Annotated in this window: 15 protein-coding genes; 8 read left to right on the top strand and 7 right to left on the bottom strand. The window is 33.7% G+C overall.

Going from position 1 to position 18,067, the window contains the following annotated elements; genetic code table 11:
- Positions 1-18: 18 nt before the first annotated feature.
- A complete protein-coding gene (locus tag AC07UV_RS18195) occupies positions 19-1,986 on the bottom strand; it encodes a hypothetical protein (RefSeq protein ID WP_495184760.1) in 1,968 nt (655 codons plus the stop codon).
- A 782-nt stretch (positions 1,987-2,768) separates the two neighbouring features.
- Here AC07UV_RS18195 and AC07UV_RS18190 point away from each other — a divergent pair.
- The 6 genes from AC07UV_RS18190 (at position 2,769) to AC07UV_RS18165 (ending at position 11,124) form a co-directional block, all read left to right on the top strand.
- Positions 2,769-2,951, top strand: coding sequence for a hypothetical protein (locus AC07UV_RS18190; protein WP_495184759.1), 183 nt, complete (start codon positions 2,769-2,771; stop codon positions 2,949-2,951).
- 194 nt (positions 2,952-3,145) lie between these two features.
- Entirely contained in the window at positions 3,146-4,444 is a 1,299-nt protein-coding gene (locus AC07UV_RS18185) for a radical SAM protein (RefSeq protein ID WP_495184758.1), read from the top strand.
- Entirely contained in the window at positions 4,380-5,687 is a 1,308-nt protein-coding gene (locus tag AC07UV_RS18180; protein ID WP_495184757.1) for a radical SAM protein, read from the top strand. Before AC07UV_RS18185 ends, AC07UV_RS18180 begins: the two co-directional genes overlap by 65 nt.
- A gap of 3 nt (positions 5,688-5,690) precedes the next feature.
- A complete protein-coding gene (locus tag AC07UV_RS18175; protein WP_495184756.1) occupies positions 5,691-7,883 on the top strand; it encodes a peptidase domain-containing ABC transporter in 2,193 nt (730 codons plus the stop codon).
- Between the two features lie 457 nt (positions 7,884-8,340).
- The gene (locus AC07UV_RS18170; protein WP_495184755.1) at positions 8,341-8,691 is read left to right on the top strand and encodes a hypothetical protein; all 351 of its coding nucleotides are present in this window, start codon (positions 8,341-8,343) and stop codon (positions 8,689-8,691) included.
- A 24-nt stretch (positions 8,692-8,715) separates the two neighbouring features.
- On the top strand, positions 8,716-11,124 hold the full coding sequence (locus AC07UV_RS18165; RefSeq protein WP_495184754.1) for a TonB-dependent receptor domain-containing protein: 2,409 nt from the start codon (positions 8,716-8,718) through the stop codon (positions 11,122-11,124).
- A gap of 158 nt (positions 11,125-11,282) precedes the next feature.
- Here AC07UV_RS18165 and AC07UV_RS18160 read toward each other — a convergent pair whose 3' ends face one another.
- The 6 genes from AC07UV_RS18160 to AC07UV_RS18135 form a co-directional block, all read right to left on the bottom strand.
- The gene (locus tag AC07UV_RS18160) at positions 11,283-12,149 is read right to left on the bottom strand and encodes an IS3 family transposase (RefSeq protein WP_495184797.1); all 867 of its coding nucleotides are present in this window, start codon (positions 12,147-12,149) and stop codon (positions 11,283-11,285) included.
- Entirely contained in the window at positions 12,146-12,460 is a 315-nt protein-coding gene (locus AC07UV_RS18155) for a transposase (protein ID WP_495184753.1), read from the bottom strand. Before AC07UV_RS18155 ends, AC07UV_RS18160 begins: the two co-directional genes overlap by 4 nt.
- Positions 12,461-12,490: 30 nt before the next feature.
- On the bottom strand, positions 12,491-12,823 hold the full coding sequence (locus tag AC07UV_RS18150) for a hypothetical protein (protein ID WP_495184752.1): 333 nt from the start codon (positions 12,821-12,823) through the stop codon (positions 12,491-12,493).
- Between the two features lie 11 nt (positions 12,824-12,834).
- A complete protein-coding gene (locus AC07UV_RS18145; RefSeq protein WP_495184751.1) occupies positions 12,835-14,028 on the bottom strand; it encodes an ImmA/IrrE family metallo-endopeptidase in 1,194 nt (397 codons plus the stop codon).
- 161 nt (positions 14,029-14,189) lie between these two features.
- Positions 14,190-15,110, bottom strand: coding sequence for a hypothetical protein (locus tag AC07UV_RS18140; RefSeq protein ID WP_495184750.1), 921 nt, complete (start codon positions 15,108-15,110; stop codon positions 14,190-14,192).
- A gap of 71 nt (positions 15,111-15,181) precedes the next feature.
- Positions 15,182-15,832 carry a hypothetical protein gene (locus AC07UV_RS18135; protein WP_495184749.1) on the bottom strand — a complete coding sequence of 217 codons (651 nt, stop codon included), beginning with the start codon at positions 15,830-15,832 and terminating at the stop codon, positions 15,182-15,184.
- Positions 15,833-16,605: 773 nt separating this feature from the next.
- On the opposite strand from AC07UV_RS18135, the gene AC07UV_RS18130 reads away from it, so the two are divergent.
- The gene (locus tag AC07UV_RS18130) at positions 16,606-17,238 is read left to right on the top strand and encodes a hypothetical protein (RefSeq protein WP_495184748.1); all 633 of its coding nucleotides are present in this window, start codon (positions 16,606-16,608) and stop codon (positions 17,236-17,238) included.
- A gap of 1 nt (position 17,239) precedes the next feature.
- On the top strand, positions 17,240-17,917 hold the full coding sequence (locus AC07UV_RS18125) for a hypothetical protein (RefSeq protein WP_495184747.1): 678 nt from the start codon (positions 17,240-17,242) through the stop codon (positions 17,915-17,917).
- The last annotated feature ends 150 nt before the right edge of the window (positions 17,918-18,067 follow it).

The raw sequence follows: 18,067 nt of genomic DNA, 5'->3' as shown, positions 1-18,067 counted from the left end.
ATACAGTCAACAATTACTTTATGCCTGCTGTCCACTAACCCGATTAGATGCCAGCTTTAAATTAAACTGTTGTTTTAATTCATTGACCAATGTTAAAGCTGTCGTCAAGTCTGTCGCATTTTGGGAAATAATATCGGCCACAGCTCCAGACTGTTTCATTATACCAGCGGTATTGACATCCGCTACATTTTTTGATGTTATTATCGTTTGCCATTCACCAGCAATGTTATGCGAAATTTTCTGAGTATAGATATTATTGTTACCTGTCGATCTATACGGCTTGTAATAACGTGTCGCAACAAGATTAGCCATCTCAACTTTCAATGTACCGGCTACTCCAATTGGAAGGCCAATAATACTAGCTGCTATGGTATCATTTGTTATATTATATAAACCAGAGATACTGAAGGTATCATGATTTGCATCACCTATATTCTCTCCTACGATTAAATTCCGCCTAAAGCTTACCGATTGGGACAATTTAAAATTTGGGGTATTGAACAGAGCTGTCAAAGTCGCTTGAGAATCCAAGCAAATACGATTGCCACTCCCCCAGTAATTATTGGTATCGAATGTACCTGATTCCAATAAATAGCCACCTGCTTTCAGTGAGTTGTAAAACGTGTTTCCATCAATTTCATTACCATAGCTTTTGGAGAGAGTATTCGTGCTTGAGTCCAATACGATACAGGCAACTGGTGCCACTGTGGCTACTCCCCACCGATTAAAGATATTGCCCTGGATTTTGGAATTCGTCACTCCCTCGGACAAGATGGAAGATCCGGAACTGGTCGTGAAATTATTGTTGCTAATAATTGTTTTATCAATCCGATCCGCATGAACAGCACCTTTGGAATTATAAGGCGGGTTGGTTCCGGTATCGGAATACCGCTGTGCATGATCGACATTATTCGATGTAATGTTGCTATTAATAATATGACCTCCTTTAACAAAATAACCTAAGAGTGTGTAATCAATATTACTGGCGACAAGACTATTGACAAGATTACCCATAAAGAATGTGTTAAAGCTATCGCTAAAATTGCCAATGATATCAAATCCATAGCCGTCAGTTGTCTTATTATTGATCAATGCAAAATTGTCCCGATTGGCATTGCCACTATCAAATGAGTGGAAGAAATTGTTCCATATGCGATAACCTCTGGCACTGCCACCATATTTACCCAAGGTATTGAATTGTTTAAATACCATGGCATTATGACCACCACTAAACGTATTGTGCTTTACGGTTACCTGACGTCCCCAAAATTCAAGATGGGTCTCTGCATTGCCAAAGTCACAACCCTCGATCACCGCATCAATGTTATTTTCTAGATCATCTTTCCATGGATCGCCGGAATTGGGGTATTCATCAACCCTTTTGAACAGTATGGCCACAGAATTTGCGACACTAACCGATCTACCTCTAATAGCCACATCTTTAAATGTCGTTCCCTGTGAATAATTCCTAATGGTATATAAATTGGCGGAGGTTGCCATCAATTCGATACAAGACTTAATATAGGAATTGCTGCCCTGCTCACTGACGACCCCACCGCCTATGCTATTATGTGGTATGTTTAGCGTCTGTGATGTATAAAACTTTTTCCCTGGAAGACTGATACATTTCCCTTTGCCCGCACAATAGTTTAAGACATTTTGTATATACAGATAATCATCAGGATGTGGGGGTTGCCCACCTGCTTCAACACCTTTGGCACCAAAATATAGGACATTCACATTACCAACGAAATTATGGATCAATTTAATTCCTCCAGTTGCAATTACGCTGCCGCCATCGTCTGCGCTTGGATCGCTTGGAGCGAGGTAGTAAATAATAGGTGCTGGAGTATCGCCTTTTTTGTAATAGCCGAGTAACTTTACGCCAGAATAGATTGGTGTGGTTCCTTGTAGTCCTGCAATTTCCTCCGCGGAAAGAGCCCTCATCTCCTGCATCGTGTTTTTAATTAAAAGCTGATTTGCCATTTTCTTTTCTTTAAAGTGTATAGCAAAAGTAAGCGGGTAAGTAGGGTTAGCTAAGGAAAAGAAGCGGTATCTAAGCGGTATTCCGGAGGTACCGAAAAGTTTTATTCCAAAATTCACTTACCGTATTGATATAGAAGTAAAAACCAAGACGAAGAATACAAAATCAGCCCGCAAGCACACCCTAAAATATTTCCCAATGATTTATTTTATATATCTTAAAAACTTTAATTTTCAACACAAAAGAACAACAATTCTATAAATTTTATTCATTTAAAATTGCTTTAAAAATACCATTAGCGTTTATTTTATTTATCTCACTTATATTAAAAAACAATAAACAATTAATAATCAAAAAGTAAACAACATTATAAATACAAACAATCATTATTCAGAAAATTACACCTGCTGAAAAATTCGCCACACACAAATATTTATCTTAAAGAAACTTTAAGAAATCAACAATACATGCAACTTAAAAATTTCAAAAAAACTCAATAAATCATAAAATACACTACACAAAAGTGTAGAATTAACCCTAAAGAATATTTTAATAAAAATATTATCGTAAATTTAATAAAAAGTAACACGATTTTCAATAAATAATTATCACCGAAAGCAATAACCAAGATATAATAATCTTTGTACTTATAACCAATTTAATATAACAAAAAGCTATCAAATAAGGTCGGAACTAAAATGATTAGTTTCAATTAATTATAAGCTTATAGGTGGATTCTCGAAAAACCTTAAAAGAGTAGAGAATAAAATCAAATAAATTTGTTATGAAAAAAAAGTTTAGAATTAACATGGAAGAAGTTCAACAACTTCGTGCGGCTATCAATGAAATTGATAGTGAACTAGTTAAATCTGCTGTTGAGAAGATTTATGGTGGTGCTTCTGACGGAGATCCTGTGGTTGATCCCTGGGCGAAAGTTCATGGAGACGCTACCTGGAGTAAAGCCTAATGATTTTGCAAGACCTCTTTTCAGAAGAGGTCTTGCTAATTAAATTCTACTAAATCGTTCGTTCCAGCTAATCCCTAAAATATGTGATCTAAAGGGCGTTTTTCTCTTTTTCGTAACTATTAATATAACCTGCTTTATTACAAGGACTCCGTAACGATCAATATCAGTTTATATATATTAATAACTATCTCGAAATGAACAAACAGCAATGTAAATCCTTAATTATTAAAATTGCGAGCAGATGCAATCTGAATTGCACTTATTGCTATATGTATAACATGGGGGATCTGAGTTACAAAAAACAACCAAAGGTAATGTCAAGCGATACAGTTGGTGCATTAATTGAGAATGTTCTGGCCCATTGCAGAAAACATCAAATAAAAGAATTCATATTTGGTTTCCATGGAGGAGAGCCATTATTGGCTGGAAAAGCTTTTATTCGGGGATTTGTAAAGAAATGCCTCCAGAAATTCAAAAATGAACAGATAAAATTATATTTCTCCATCCAGACTAACGGAACCCTCTTAACGGATGACTGGTGTAAGTTATTAAGCGACCTGAATGTACATATAGGTATTAGCATAGATGGTAATAAGGTTGAAAATGACAAACATAGAGTAGATCATGCTGGGCATGGTTCATATGACAAAGTAGTAACAGGAATCGAAAACTTAAAAAAATTCAGCACATTTAATAAACAGGTTGAGATTCTGAGTGTTATCAACATAAATGTAGATCCCATAGAATGCTATTCCCATATGAAAAGCTTAGGTGTAAAGAAATTAGATTTTCTTCTACCATATTATACTTATGATAGCTTTGGAATAAAGCCATCTTTGATAAATGAGCATCAAACAATTAATACAACTTATGGAGATTGGTTGATAAAACTATTCAATTATTGGATAAAGGAAGCTCCCAATGAGCGAATTAATATACGTCTCTTTGACGGAATCATATCTTCTATATTAGGATCCGAATTTCCAGTAGACTTTCTTGGAGAATATTATAATGAACTTCTTGTTATAGAGACAGACGGTGGGATTGAAGCAGTGGATGCACTCAAAATTTGTGGTGATGAATTTACAAAAACCGGAAAGAATATAAGAAGGGATTCAATAGACGGTGCGTTAAAAACCAAACTGGCGAACCTCTATCTTATGAGCCACCAGAAGCTTTGTAAAAGATGTCAATGCTGTCCGGTGAAAGATATTTGTGGTGGAGGGTATTTACCTCATCGGTATTTTAGTGAAAACGGGTTCAATAATCCAACTATTTTCTGTCATGACCTGTTAAAGCTAATTACCCATATCCAAACCTTTCTTATTGGCAAAATCCCCGGCAGATTACTTGAATCGTTAACAATCAGTGCACTTTCATATGAAAAGGCATTGCAATTAATTGAACAGAATGAATTTTCTGCCATAGATGACCATAGTTCTGAACTTGAAAGTTTTAATGTTAAACCTAAGCAATATGATGTTAAAATGTAATACTGTAGTAGTTAAGATAGCAAGTCGCTGTAATCTTAATTGCACCTATTGTTATATGTATAACATGGGAGATGAGACCTATCATTTTCAACCTAAACGAATGTCAATGGATACCGTACAAGAATTGATGAACCAAATATTGGTTCACTGTCAGACCCATGACGTTAAAAAGTTTACGATTGTCTTACATGGAGGGGAACCTCTCCTTGCCGGAGAAAAGTTTTTCAAAAACTTCATGAGTGCTGTTAGGAAGACTTTATCCTCCATTGAGGTAAAAACAGTCCTACAAACAAATGGCACACTCATAAACGAATCCTGGTGCCAAACTTTATCTGAATTGGGAATAAATGTCGGCGTAAGCTTGGATGGCACCCAAGAATCAAATGATAGGCATAGGATAGACCATGCTGGAAAGGGATCCTACAACCACATTATAAAAGGATTAAAAACACTACAAAATTCAAAATTTGTAAAAAATAAACCAGGCATACTCTGTGTAATTGATGTCCAAAATTCACCTATTGGTGTATATGAACATTTTAAAGCTCTCGGCATCGAATCAGCCGATTTTCTCCTGCCAGAAACAACCTATGAAAAATTTCCATCAGGCAAAGAAAATTTTTCTCAAACCTCCTATGGAGATTGGCTCATAGCCCTGTTTGACAAATGGTTTTACGACAGTTCTACAAATAGAATTAAAAAAATCCGATTTTTTGATCAAATCATACACATGTTATTAGGTGGAATTGTTTCATCAGATTCTATCGGCGATCTAAACAACCAGGTACTAGTCATTGAGACTGACGGCGGGATTGAAGCCGTAGATGCTCTCAAAGTATGTGGGGACGGTTTCACCAAATGTGGCGCCAATGTATCGAGCCATACCTTTGATCAGGCCATCGATACAGAATTAGCGAATTTGTATCATTTAAGTCATACGATGCTGTGCGCAAAATGCGCTGTTTGCCCAATTAGAGATATATGTGGTGGTGGATATCTACCTCATAGATTCAGTATAGAAAATGGTTTTGATAATCCGTCAGTTTACTGCCATGATCTAATAAAATTGATTACACATATTCAAAACCAGCTTTTAAAAAGTATTCCAAAACATTTAGTCGACTCCATGGAGATAGAACCTATGAAATTTGATGAGATAATGGAATTTGTAAGTCAAGAATATACACACGAGAATGAACTCGAAGGTAAATATCTGGAATCATTTAAACAAAAATTAAGGTAATTTATGAAATTCCCATTTGTTCGCCAATTAGACTCTATAGATTGCGGGCCAAGTTGTTTAAGCATGTTATCTATATATTATGGGAATAAAATCCCTTCCAGCTATCTCCGGGAAAAGAGTATGCTTAACCGGATAGGTATATCTGCATATGATCTTATGAGGTTAGGCGATCTTATCGGTTTTGAATCTAAATGTGTAAAATTGGATTACGACCAGCTATATAAATCAAAATGCCTTCCTGCAATATGCCATGTCAATAATAATCACTATGTAATTGTAATAAAAATAGAAAATGACAGAGTACAAATAGCGGATCCAAGCTGCGGAATTTTATACTATAAAAAAAATGATTTTATAAATATCTGGTATTCAAAAATAGAAAATTATGGTACCGCAATTCTACTGAGCCCAACTGAATTGTTTTTCCAAACAGATCAGAATCTTAACACTTCGAAAAAACTCAAGGTATTCAACTTCATCAGGCAGTATACTAAAAAATATGGTAAATATATTGGCCTTATCTTTCTAAGTTTTATCATATCGAGTCTTCTTCAGATCACATTCCCATTTATTTTACAATTGACGATTGACAATGGAATAATAACCAAAAATCTACAGCTAATAAATCAGCTATTAATCAGTCTTTTTGTTCTTTACATAGCCACCTCAATAACTTCATTTGTTAGGTCATGGATTACAATTCAAGTGAGCAGCAGGGTGAATATTGAAATAATTTCAGATTTTTTGGCTAGGATCATGCTGTTGCCAGCAAAATTCTTTGACAACAGAATTGCTGGTGACCTAATTCAGCGCATCAGAGATTATCAAAAGGTGGAGAATCTAATAAATGAAGGACTCTTAAAATTCATACTTGCCCTTCTGAATGTTGTTGTTTTGACTATATTAATATTTCAATATAATAAGACAATCTTCGCTATTTTTTTTATAACCACCATTTGTGAATTAACCTGGTTTTTATTCTTCAAATCAAAACTAAAAGTTTATGAAAATTTAAGGTTCAATTATCTCTCGCAAGATCAAAATAAACTCATGGAGATCATCAGAGGAATGAATGATATAAAACAATATGGTATAGAAAATCTCAAAAATAAGGAATGGTTGAATATTCAAACTAAGCTGTTTTTCTTAAATAAAAACAATCTTACTTTAAATCAATACTTAAAAGGAGGCTCTGATTTTTTTTCCTACTTAAGAACAATACTGATAATATACTTTTGTGCTTTAAATATTATTTCCGGCAACCTTACCTTAGGCATTATGACCTCTATTTTATTTATAACAAGCCAGTTAAATGCACCAATTTCTCAAATTATATCATTTTTTATTTCTTATGAATATTCGAAACTTGCAATTGCCAGACTGGAGACGGTTCAAGCTTCTGTCGGCGCCAAAAATACGACCATGGGGTGTCAAAATTTTGACCGCACAAATATAGAAAATTCAGATATTATCGTTCGTAATTTAAGCTTTGCCTATCAAAAGGATAATTTAATATTAGAAGATTTGAGTTTTGATATCCCGCATAACAAAGTAACAGCTATTGTTGGTGAAAGTGGCAGTGGTAAAACGACACTAGTTAAAATATTATCCGGACTCTATGACGTAGAAGATGGAATGATTTCTATAGGGAACACAATACTAACCGGAAATAACTTAGAGAACTGGAGATCAAAATGTGGTGTAGTTCTGCAAGATGGATTTATATTTCCAAATTCAGTTCTATATAATATCTGCTTGACGGAAGAAGATATTGACAGAACAAGACTAACCTACGCCCTCCGGGTAGCAAATGCGGGTTCTTTCATACAAAGGCTCCCTGTAGGTTTAGATACTAAAATTGGAATAGACGGTATCAATTTGAGTCAGGGGCAGAAGCAACGAATCCTGATCGCTAGGGCTGTTTATAAAAAACCAAATTTTCTATTTTTTGATGAAGCGACAAATTCATTAGATGCCGAGAACGAAAATATTGTCATTAATAACATTAATAGTATGTCCGAAAACCAAACGCTGATTATTGTAGCGCATCGATTGAGTACTGTTAAAAATGCTGATCAAATACTGGTGTTTGATAAGGGTAGAATAATTGAAAGTGGCACACACTCAGAATTAGTAAACGTAAATGGAAGATATTTCAATCTGGTCAAAAACCAGCTCCAATTAGATGAATACTAACATTAAATATCATTTTATGCTAGAAAAACAGATTGGGAGCATCCCTCCTAAATTATTCATTAATTCAATACTGGCTTTGTTTGCTATTATTGTACTCATCCTAGTTATAATTTTCACGGTAAAACTTCCCTCAGCAATTGAAGGCAAGATCGAATCGTTTCTGCATATTAATGGATCTTACTCTATGGTGTTAAATCTAGGAAACAGCAATCTTAATAAGACAAAGGAAATTTTAAAATGCGATGAAATACCTTTGGTAAATCTATATCTTGATAAACGAAAAATAGAGTTGCATAATGTTGAATTAGTTAATCGCAATAAGCGTTCAAATTGCTTGGAAATACGATTCTCCGATAAGCTAGTTAACCTAGATCATTTTAAAAAAAATCTGAAGGCTGAGTTAGTATTTACTAATCAAAATCTTGCCGACCACCTGATCGGATCTTATAGATAAATTATGAGACAACACTCAATTTTATATCATGGATCTCCAAGAGATCTAGATATTCTAATTCCATCTCCTTTACTCTATGCTTCCCATAAACTTGAATTTGCGCTTCCATTTTGTCTCACTGTTGAAAAAGAAAATATTATTAGTTCCTGGAACCTACATCTGGATGATAAAGAGTTATCACTTGAACTAGATGACTCCCATTTAAATACGGATGTCGGCGGATGGATATATGTAATAGATTCAAACAGTTTTGTAAAGATAAACGAGTATGAATGGGTGTCCCATACCAGTGTGAACTTTCTCAAAAAAATTAAAGTAAGTTCAACCATGATAAAGAAAATCTGGGGACAGTAACTTGTAATAAAGACTATGTATAAGGTGAAAAATATAATTTCCTGTTTTTGCTTTCTATTGTTTGCAAATCTTTTGTTTGGACAAAAATCAAACGGCAGCAAAGTGATTGTTGGAAAAGTAGGTGCGTTATCAGACTCCTCACACTTTAAAGGTATTGAAAATGTAACTATAAAATTGATGCTAGACAGTGGCCTATCGGCGATAAGTAGTACCGAATCAAATCAAAATGGCATCTTTAAACTATCAATCGATTCTCTAAGACGCATTCAATCAAATAAGATAAAAATTGAATTTTCTCATTTATTATATCATACTAAAAGAATTGAGATTAACAATCAATTCTCCGACACATTGACGCTTGACAAAATAATACTCGATCCAAATTCTTTGAGTATTGATACAGTAAATGTCTTCTTTGAAAAAAAAGACATTGAACTATTAAATGGAAAAATTATCATGAATATTTCAAAATCTGCTGAATTAAACTCATTGAATGCATCTGATTTACTACGGCGGGTTCCAGGGGTGATGATCGATGGATCAAGTATTTCGATGATGGCAAGAACAGGTGTTTTGTTACTTGTTGATGGAAAAAAAATTGCCACTGATACGCAACAAGCATTAAACCTAATTCAGAGTATGCCCTCGAATAGTATTGAAAAAATTGAAATAATATCTAACCCACCTGCAAAATATGATGCAGATGGATATGGTGGAATTATCAATATTATTAGAAAGAAGAGTTTAGCGGAAGGTCTTGTGGGTAATTTTAACTGGGTACTGCAGCAGGGTGATTATTTTAAAACTACGCCAGGTCTAAATTTAGATTTTAACAAAAATAAACTAAAAGCTACATTCATAATCAATACGCCTTACAATAAAAGTGGTCAATCGTATGTTAATAATAGAATTTTACCGTATGATCAGTCCCTCAATCAAGACATGGAAATAGTTTCAACGTCAAAGGGGTTAAACACTCTTCTTAACACAACGTACGAAATAGATTCCAATAGTACTTTGGGATTAAGTATTGGCCTGAACAAATTTAAAAACAACCTTAACTTCGATGGTATAACAACGCTCATCAAGAAAGAAAAACAGCAGCCCGATACCCTTGAAAGGTCGATAATTGAAGATAAGACATATACTACAACCTCCTTTAATATTGATTATAATAAAAAGAGAAAACGTGGAGGCCTAAATATATTAGGAAGTTATATCTTATATAAAAATGATCAGAAAACTGGTTATTCCACTTTGGATAGAAATGAGCAAATAGGGCATTCGTACTTTAATATTCTAAATCCTACAAAAATCGAGATAAAAACATTTCAGGTGAATATGGATCAGAATATTTTAGGTGGAGAACTTAATTTTGGGAGTAAATTTAGTAATATAACTTCTAAAAATAATTTTGCAAAAGACTCACTCATAAATGGGAGCTGGTCGAATATAGCGAATCAAACAAGTAATTTCAGATATAACGAGTCCAATATTGCCTTATATTCCAGCTTTTCTAAATCAATAGACACAACTCTTTCTGCCGAATTAGGGTTGCGGTATGAACACACGTATTCAGAAGGAAAACTCATAGCCTCAATAAATGATGTTTTTAAGAATAATTATGGCATGCTGTTTCCGAATTTAAGCATCACAAAGAAAATAAGACGTAATAAAGATTTAATTAAATTTTCGATTGGAAGGAGGATAACAAGACCAAATTATAAAGATTTAAATCCTTTTCTTTTTTATATAGACCAATACGACTATTCAAGCGGAAACCCCTATTTAAAACCGAGTACTGCTACAACGATTGATTTCATTTACTTACTAAAAGGACGAATTATGCTCTTCTTAGGTTATTTAGATTCTAAAAATGAATTTCAAAAGATAATCGAGCAGGATGAGACTACAGGAATTGCTATTGAGAAATATGAAAACCTAGCAAAATATAGAGCATTCAGCTTCAATTCTACAGTTCCATTAAATATAAATAAATGGTGGGAGATGTATAATGTATTTAATATTTCTTACAGAAACTATATGTCAACGTTTGGTGATAATAGAGGCACTCTTATTCAATTTTTCACCGAGCAATCTTTTAAATTACCAAAAGGAATAAGTAGTTATATTTCTTTCAACTATGCTGCAGCAAGCGCTTTTGGTTTATATAAAATTGACCCGTACTGGCTAATAAATATAGGTGCTAGCAAAAAGCTGAGTAAAAACATGGATCTTAAATTTAGTATTACGGATCTATTTAAATCAAATGATCGGCTTACAACCGTAAAGATTTTGAATATTGATCAAAAAACTCGAAATATCTACGAAGGAAGAATTTTTCAATTAAGCTTTTCATATAAATTTGGAAACAAAAATCTGAAAACTCGAGAAGGCAAAACAAATAGTAGTGAAGAACGGAGTAGATTATAATATCTGGGATATTCGTAAAACTAGACAATTAATACGTATATCTTAAAAAGCGAAGAAACAAAATAGCACTACCAGGAGATAACGGGTAACATCCTAAGCCGAAGGTTTAAAGCTGTACAAACATAAACTGGAATTGCAACAATAAAATGGACACCTAGTTAAGCTGCAATATTTTGTTTATTTATTTTTCTAGTAAACTCCTCTGGTGATAAGTACCCTAAGGCAGAATGTTGCCTTTTTCGGTTGTACCAAGTCTCAATATATTCAAAGACAATAAGCGCAGCTTGCTCCCTGTGAGCGAATTTATGCTGATATATACATTCCGCTTTCAGTGTCTTGAAAAAACTTTCAGCGACAGCATTATCCCAGCAATTTCCCTTTCTACTCATGCTTCTTATGATGAGTGGATTTTTTTCCACCATAGAGCTGAACTCATGACAGGCATACTGTACGCCACGATCGGAATGGAATATTAGTTTCTGGGTGATTGGCCTTGCTTTTTGTGCCATTTTAAAAGCAGAAATCACCGTATCTACCGCATTCATAGTCTCACTTAAAGTCCATCCAATTACTTTTCGATCTCCCAGATCGATTACAGTTGTCAGATACAACCATCCCTGCTGCGTTTTGATGTAAGTGATGTCTGATACCCATACTGCACCAAGTGTTCCCGGTTTAAAATCACGGTCCAATATATTCTCCGGTACCGAAAACTTATGGGTGGAGTCTGTGGTCACCTTAAATTTTTTCTTGACAATACTTCTTAACCCGGCCTTTCTCATCAGTTTGGCTACCCTCACTCTGGATATTTTAATATTCTTTTTGTGTAGTTCTCTGGTAATACGCGGACTGCCGTAAGTATTTTTACTTCTTATAAATGCATCCTGGATTTCCATAGTAATCTGTTGGTTTTCAATACTTCTATTTGAAGGGATACCCTTTAAAAAGTTGTAGTAGCCCGCTCTGCTCACCTTGAACACCTGACACATCTTCTCGACTGAAAATATTTCCCTATTGTCCCTTATGAACCTGAATATTTGGTGTCGCTCTTGGAGAAGATGCTTACAGCCTTCTTTAATATATCCCGTTCCATCTGTGTCTCCCGAAGTTCTTTTCTTAATCGTGCTAACTCCTGTTCACTCTCACTCAAGATAACTTTTCCATTCCCAGAGAAACTACTTCCTTGTTTTACAGAATGTTCCTTTCGCCACCTATACAATAATGCTGGGCTAATAGCCAATTCCCTGGCCAGCGCGCTAAGGTCGCTACGCGTGTTGCTCAGTTCAACGCTCATCAGTTTGAACTCTTTGGTATAAACTTTTCTTTCTCTTGACATAAGTCTGTTAAGTTATTAAATTCTCTTAACTTAATGTCCAGTCAAATGTAGCAACTTCAAGATATTTTTCTCATCATAAATAATATCACGCATCTCCTTAGCTTCATCTCCTTTTGGTAAATGATCCATTAATCGCTTCCGAATCCCTTTGTAGTAAATGTTATACTTTTCTTCGGGATTCTCCAGTTGTTTACCAACTAACTCACGTAGTTCGTCGATTTCCCTCAAGCTTCCAGATTCACCATCGATAGTTAATTGCTTGCCTTTTTTCTCATGTGCACGCCGCAATAATTCCAGACGCTCTAAATCTGCTTGACTGACAGCTTCGTCCTGTTGTGCTTTCTTTTTATTATTATTCTCCATAAAATAGTTTATTAATTGATTTCAAATACAGCTTTTATTTTTTCACTTACAACTCGTACACTATCTTCATTCCAAGCAATCGGATTCAATCGAGATACTGCAATCTTATAGTCAGGATAGAACTCTTTGAAGGCTGCATGATAATTTTTATCGTAAAGTTCCTTTTGATACCATTTATAAAATGAATACACCAACGACGGATGGATTTCTTTGTCCTTAGCAAATCGCTCGACCACGTAAGCATTTTTTATGTAGGTCTTTATATAATCAAAATCCGCCTTGGGCAAAAAATAATCCCGAGCAAAAGCGTTCGCTTTCTCCTCAATTAAAAACAGATCCTCATCGTCAGATAAATGGTAACTATTGGTATTGATTGCATCATAATCGAATAAAACATGATGCAATTCATGCAGTAGTGTAAACCAGATCGTAGGATATTTTTTCTGATTATCTGTCAAAACAATACATGGTTTATTATTGATGATAAAGGTAGCACCTCTAACATGTGTGGTTGTCAAATAATTCTGAAATATTACAGTAACGCCAATATTGTATAAAGCTCTACATACCGTATAAAGACCATTCTTAACATCTTGCGAATATGGCTTCATATTAACGATAACGTCCTTAAGCCGCTCACGGTCGTATTCATTTGGATTGTTAATCAGCTTGAATGTTTGATAAGCAGAACGTACCCAAAAGTCTTTCATCTTATCTGAGAACTTACGTTTAGTCCTACTATATAAAGGCGTTACCAGTTCATCTTCGAACGCCCGAATAGAATCATAACCAAAATAATTTAAAACTCGCTCTACAAGTAGATCGACATCATCGATATTCTCAAAGAAACCTTCTTTAGTAAGCGCCTTTACATCAAAGTTTTTCATTAAAAACCTTACTTTACGCGCACGATCTATTGAGGTGATATTTTCCGCATTCTGATTCTTAAGGACCATCTGGATAAAGTCGTCCACATTGACTTCCAAAAACTCAGCTATTTTCACAACATGTATAAGATTTGGTTGTTTTGCTGTACCGTTAATGATATCTTCAAATACATCCTTATCTATACTTAATAACTTAAGTGCTTTAGTCTTTGTTATCCCATACTCTTCTATCTTCTCGTCAAAACGTGCTTTCAAATCGAAGGATACATCATCATTGAATATATCTTGAAGAAGCTTATCTACATCTATATTTTTCATTTCTGAAAGTATTTACCCTCAAATATACGGTAATTTTTTAATATAGATCAAAAATAAAGGGTAAATACCCTTTATTTTTGATTTATAAAAAGCTATAATCAATAGCCATTTATTTAGACTTGTAGAATGCATTTAAAGTTAATTTGCTGGCCATTCATCCATTATAGTAATTCATTATCTAAAAATTGTTTTACCCTAATCAATACGCTAACATGGGTTGTCATTCCTGACTTAATAGCATTTAGCATCATACTTGAATTTTCTGAGAGTCTTTCTAGTTTCAAAAGCGATATTTCTAAATTTAACAATAAGTTATGTAGGTATGCATATTTTCCACCTAGCTTGATGAAATCTTGTGTGACAAAATTTTCCTTCAAAATACTTACCATCTTAGCAGAAGACAAAGAGGTAACTCCATTATAGCTATCCACATATTGGTCGTACTTTATTTTAAAATCGTCAAGACTTTGAAAAATTAATTTATCAAAATCTTGATCATATCTCAGCCTTTCGATTTCAAAAAGTAAATGGTGCAATGCAACATCAAACTCTCGAGAATTTAGAATATAATTCGATCTGTAGAAATTAATCCATTCGCCAAACTCGTCATACATTCGATCGATAAGTTTTATGGAATTCAAAAATTGAAGAGATGTTTTTTGATCAAAGTTTTTATCAATCTCGCTGAAATTAAATCTAAGTAAAGCTTGTATATAGTCATTTACCATAACGGCTATGGACAAGCTTTTCAATTTTTCAAAAGATGATTTATCTATCAATCCATCAAGCGTAATCAAATGTATTTCAATATTAAAAATTGACTTTGTAATTAAATCTTTAAAAGTTTCGGTTTTTGCTTTAATTATGGTATTCTTTTGATTTTCCGCTTCCAAAAGCATTTTGATTTTATCTTTTTCGTATTGGGCTAAATCATCTAACCTATTTTTCGCATTTGTTTTACGATCTAAATGGGTAATAATTAGTGTAATAAAAATAGGGATTGCAATAGCCAAAGATGGTATGATAAAATCTTTCCAATTTTCTCTTGAAAGAAAAAAATCTATAATTAATTCTATGTTCATTAAATAAGTTTAACAAAATATCCACTACAAATAAATTAGATCACGCCATTCTCTAAATGGCGTGATCTAATTTATCCAATCTCTTTCAATTCAATTTCGACCCTTGTAATAACTTCACTAGATCGATCCAACACATATTGAATCCTTTCATCTGAATATGAAATAGTTTGGTAAGAATGATCAACTGTGTTGTAAACAAATACCCGCACAGCAGAGAGACTAGTTGCTTTCATCTTCCTAGCTATCCAGTATTGTTCAATAGGCAATCGCAAAGAATTACCGAAGTCAAACTCCCTATCTGTCAGAACAACTCCGACAGGATTTCCATTTAAATCTTTAAATATTGCACAACTGTGCCCACCAATTATATGCCCATCTTTCAATCTTAAATTAATCTCAGAATAGTTGAGCACACAGGTAAGCCCTTCTTGCATTAGAAACGTATAAAAATTATACAATACAACCTGGCACAATTCTCTCCTCTTACGATTCGTTTTATTATCTTTAAATGAATCTCGCAATCTAATTTCGAGAAGTACCTTCGCATCATTATAATCAACGATACCTTTTGCGAGTGAGTAACATACTTCGTGTGTTACCTTATTAAAACCGCCTTTAATAATATTACTCTGTTTTAAAATCTGCGCCATCCCTTTTGGATTCTCCTGTGCAAAATCTAGCCGCCTACATGACAATTTCATTACATCCTCCTTTTTTATCATATCCTACCATCAAACTTGCTGCAATTGAGGCATGCAGACTCCTCCCATTTCCTCCAAAACCTTGTTTTGAAAGATCCGTTATATTCTTACGAATCATTTTGAATAAGATGAGTTAAGAGGTCACTAAACTCATTAAATTAGGGGAGCCAAACCAATTGTCATTTTTCAAAATAAATTATTACGAGTTGGCATAAATATTTACTTTTGAAAACCTTCACAGACAGGTTTGGACCTGTCCCAAAGATCCTCAGCCACACTAGCACTGTGGCTTTTATCTTTCTACAACAAATATCAGCGATTTTCTTGCGAAGCGGTAGTTCGACTTTTACACATTTTGAACAAAAGTTTGTCATAGAATGCGTTTGCTGCCAGGAATTAATTATAACAATCTGAAAATCTGCTATATAAAAATGTTGATAACTTTAATAGCTAACTAATAAAACTATCTTAAAAAAGTGTCAACACATCAAAAAACTATCATTTTTAGCTCACTTTTTCTTGGAAAACATACTTTTTTTCTATCTTTGCACCACTCTGGAGGATCAATGTTTTATCAATTCCAAAATAAACCAACTCCGTCTTTCTCCAGCTAGTTTTAATCACCAATCTTCCGTATAAAGCAAATGGTATGTAGCACAATAGCGTTTATTTGATTGTATGACAATATCTTTAAGCGATGCACCAAAACAGCTAGCTATTTTTGCTACATTATGACCTCATCGCATAAGTTAATAACGAAATTATTTTTTTATTTTGCAATAAAAAACAGCCATATGAGAGATAAAAAAATGATTAATAAATGGTCTGAGATTAAAAGAACAATAAAGTCTCGTCCGGTTCTAGCATATTTAGTTAAGATTCCTATTGAAAAGTGGAATGAATATATGACAAGCACACCTGTTGATGAAGAAATCAATCGTATTCATGATTTAATAATTGAAGATCGCACTCAGAAGACGGCAAGATTGAAAGAAGAACTTTCTAAATTGGTCGGCTATCGAGAACTAGCACAGTTTTCAAAAAAAACAATGGTTTCTACTGCGTCAATAAAAGATATTATAGAAAATAAAAAAGTGACAGCAGGATACGATGTTATAAACAAACTAGAGATATTCATCAATGCAATAAATCCTGAATTTGAAATTTCAATTGAAAATACAATGGACTCGAGGTCCTTGGTTGATGATGAATTTAAACGAGCAATTCACGATATAGAATTATCAACACAAGTACTCAATGAATTTTCTTATTATCTTCTTAAAATTGGCAAGAACCTAAAAAATGATAAGTCTTACTACAATGGGAATCCAATAAAAGCTTCATCATATTTGGATAGAGTTATTTCTATTCTAACTAGTACAAAAGAAAAGATCGATATTATTGACGAACTTTATTTAGATAAATAATATGAGATGGATTGATTTCGGAATTATTGCCTTAATCCAAATTATCATTACAACCCTACTGGGCTTTTGGTTTAAGAATTACTACCCAGCTTATTTTACCCAAAAGGGGAAAAATTTAGCGGATAAAGAGGATATTAGTGAATTAACAGTGAAAATCGAATCCGTCAAAAAAGAATTTACTAAGGATCTTGAAAGCTTTAAAACGAAACTTAGCTATGACCGAGAATATAAGCTAAAACAAAAAATAGAAGAAAGAGATGCCATTTACAAATTTTGGGAATCTATTTGCTCTTGGAATTTCACGCTGGCAGTTTTTAATTATAATTGTAAAACGACCAAAGAAGCTTTGACATATAAGGGGTATATGGACGACCTCAGCGAAAATTTAAGGAGTTCAATTTCTTCGCTTAGTATCCTCCAATTAAAGGTAGATGACGAAAAATTGTTAAAAATTAGCAGCTTAATATACCAACTCTATAATCAAATGGCAGGAGATATCTCTAGCTGGATATCAGCTTTAGAGAAATTAGACACAGCATATCATAATCTAGATGATTTTATTGATCTAAAAAAGAAGTTTGAAGAAAAATATGATAAGTTCTTTGAAAGTAATAAAATAAAAGACTCATATATTAAAAGGGCAAAAGAATTACTCACACTTCCTATATCAGATGATTAATAAATAACAGTAAAATCCACCGATATTGATAAATTATCAACAGCAGTTATTGCAAAAAAAATTGTTTTATAGCTCCAAAGCATTTTCATAAAAGGATCCAATTGTAAAAGTATACATTAATACGAAGTCCAATATTTGTGCTTCGTATTT

This window comes from Sphingobacterium sp. GW821-FHT03E03, assembly GCF_059420745.1.
This window is presented reverse-complemented; position numbering and strand designations above follow the sequence as displayed.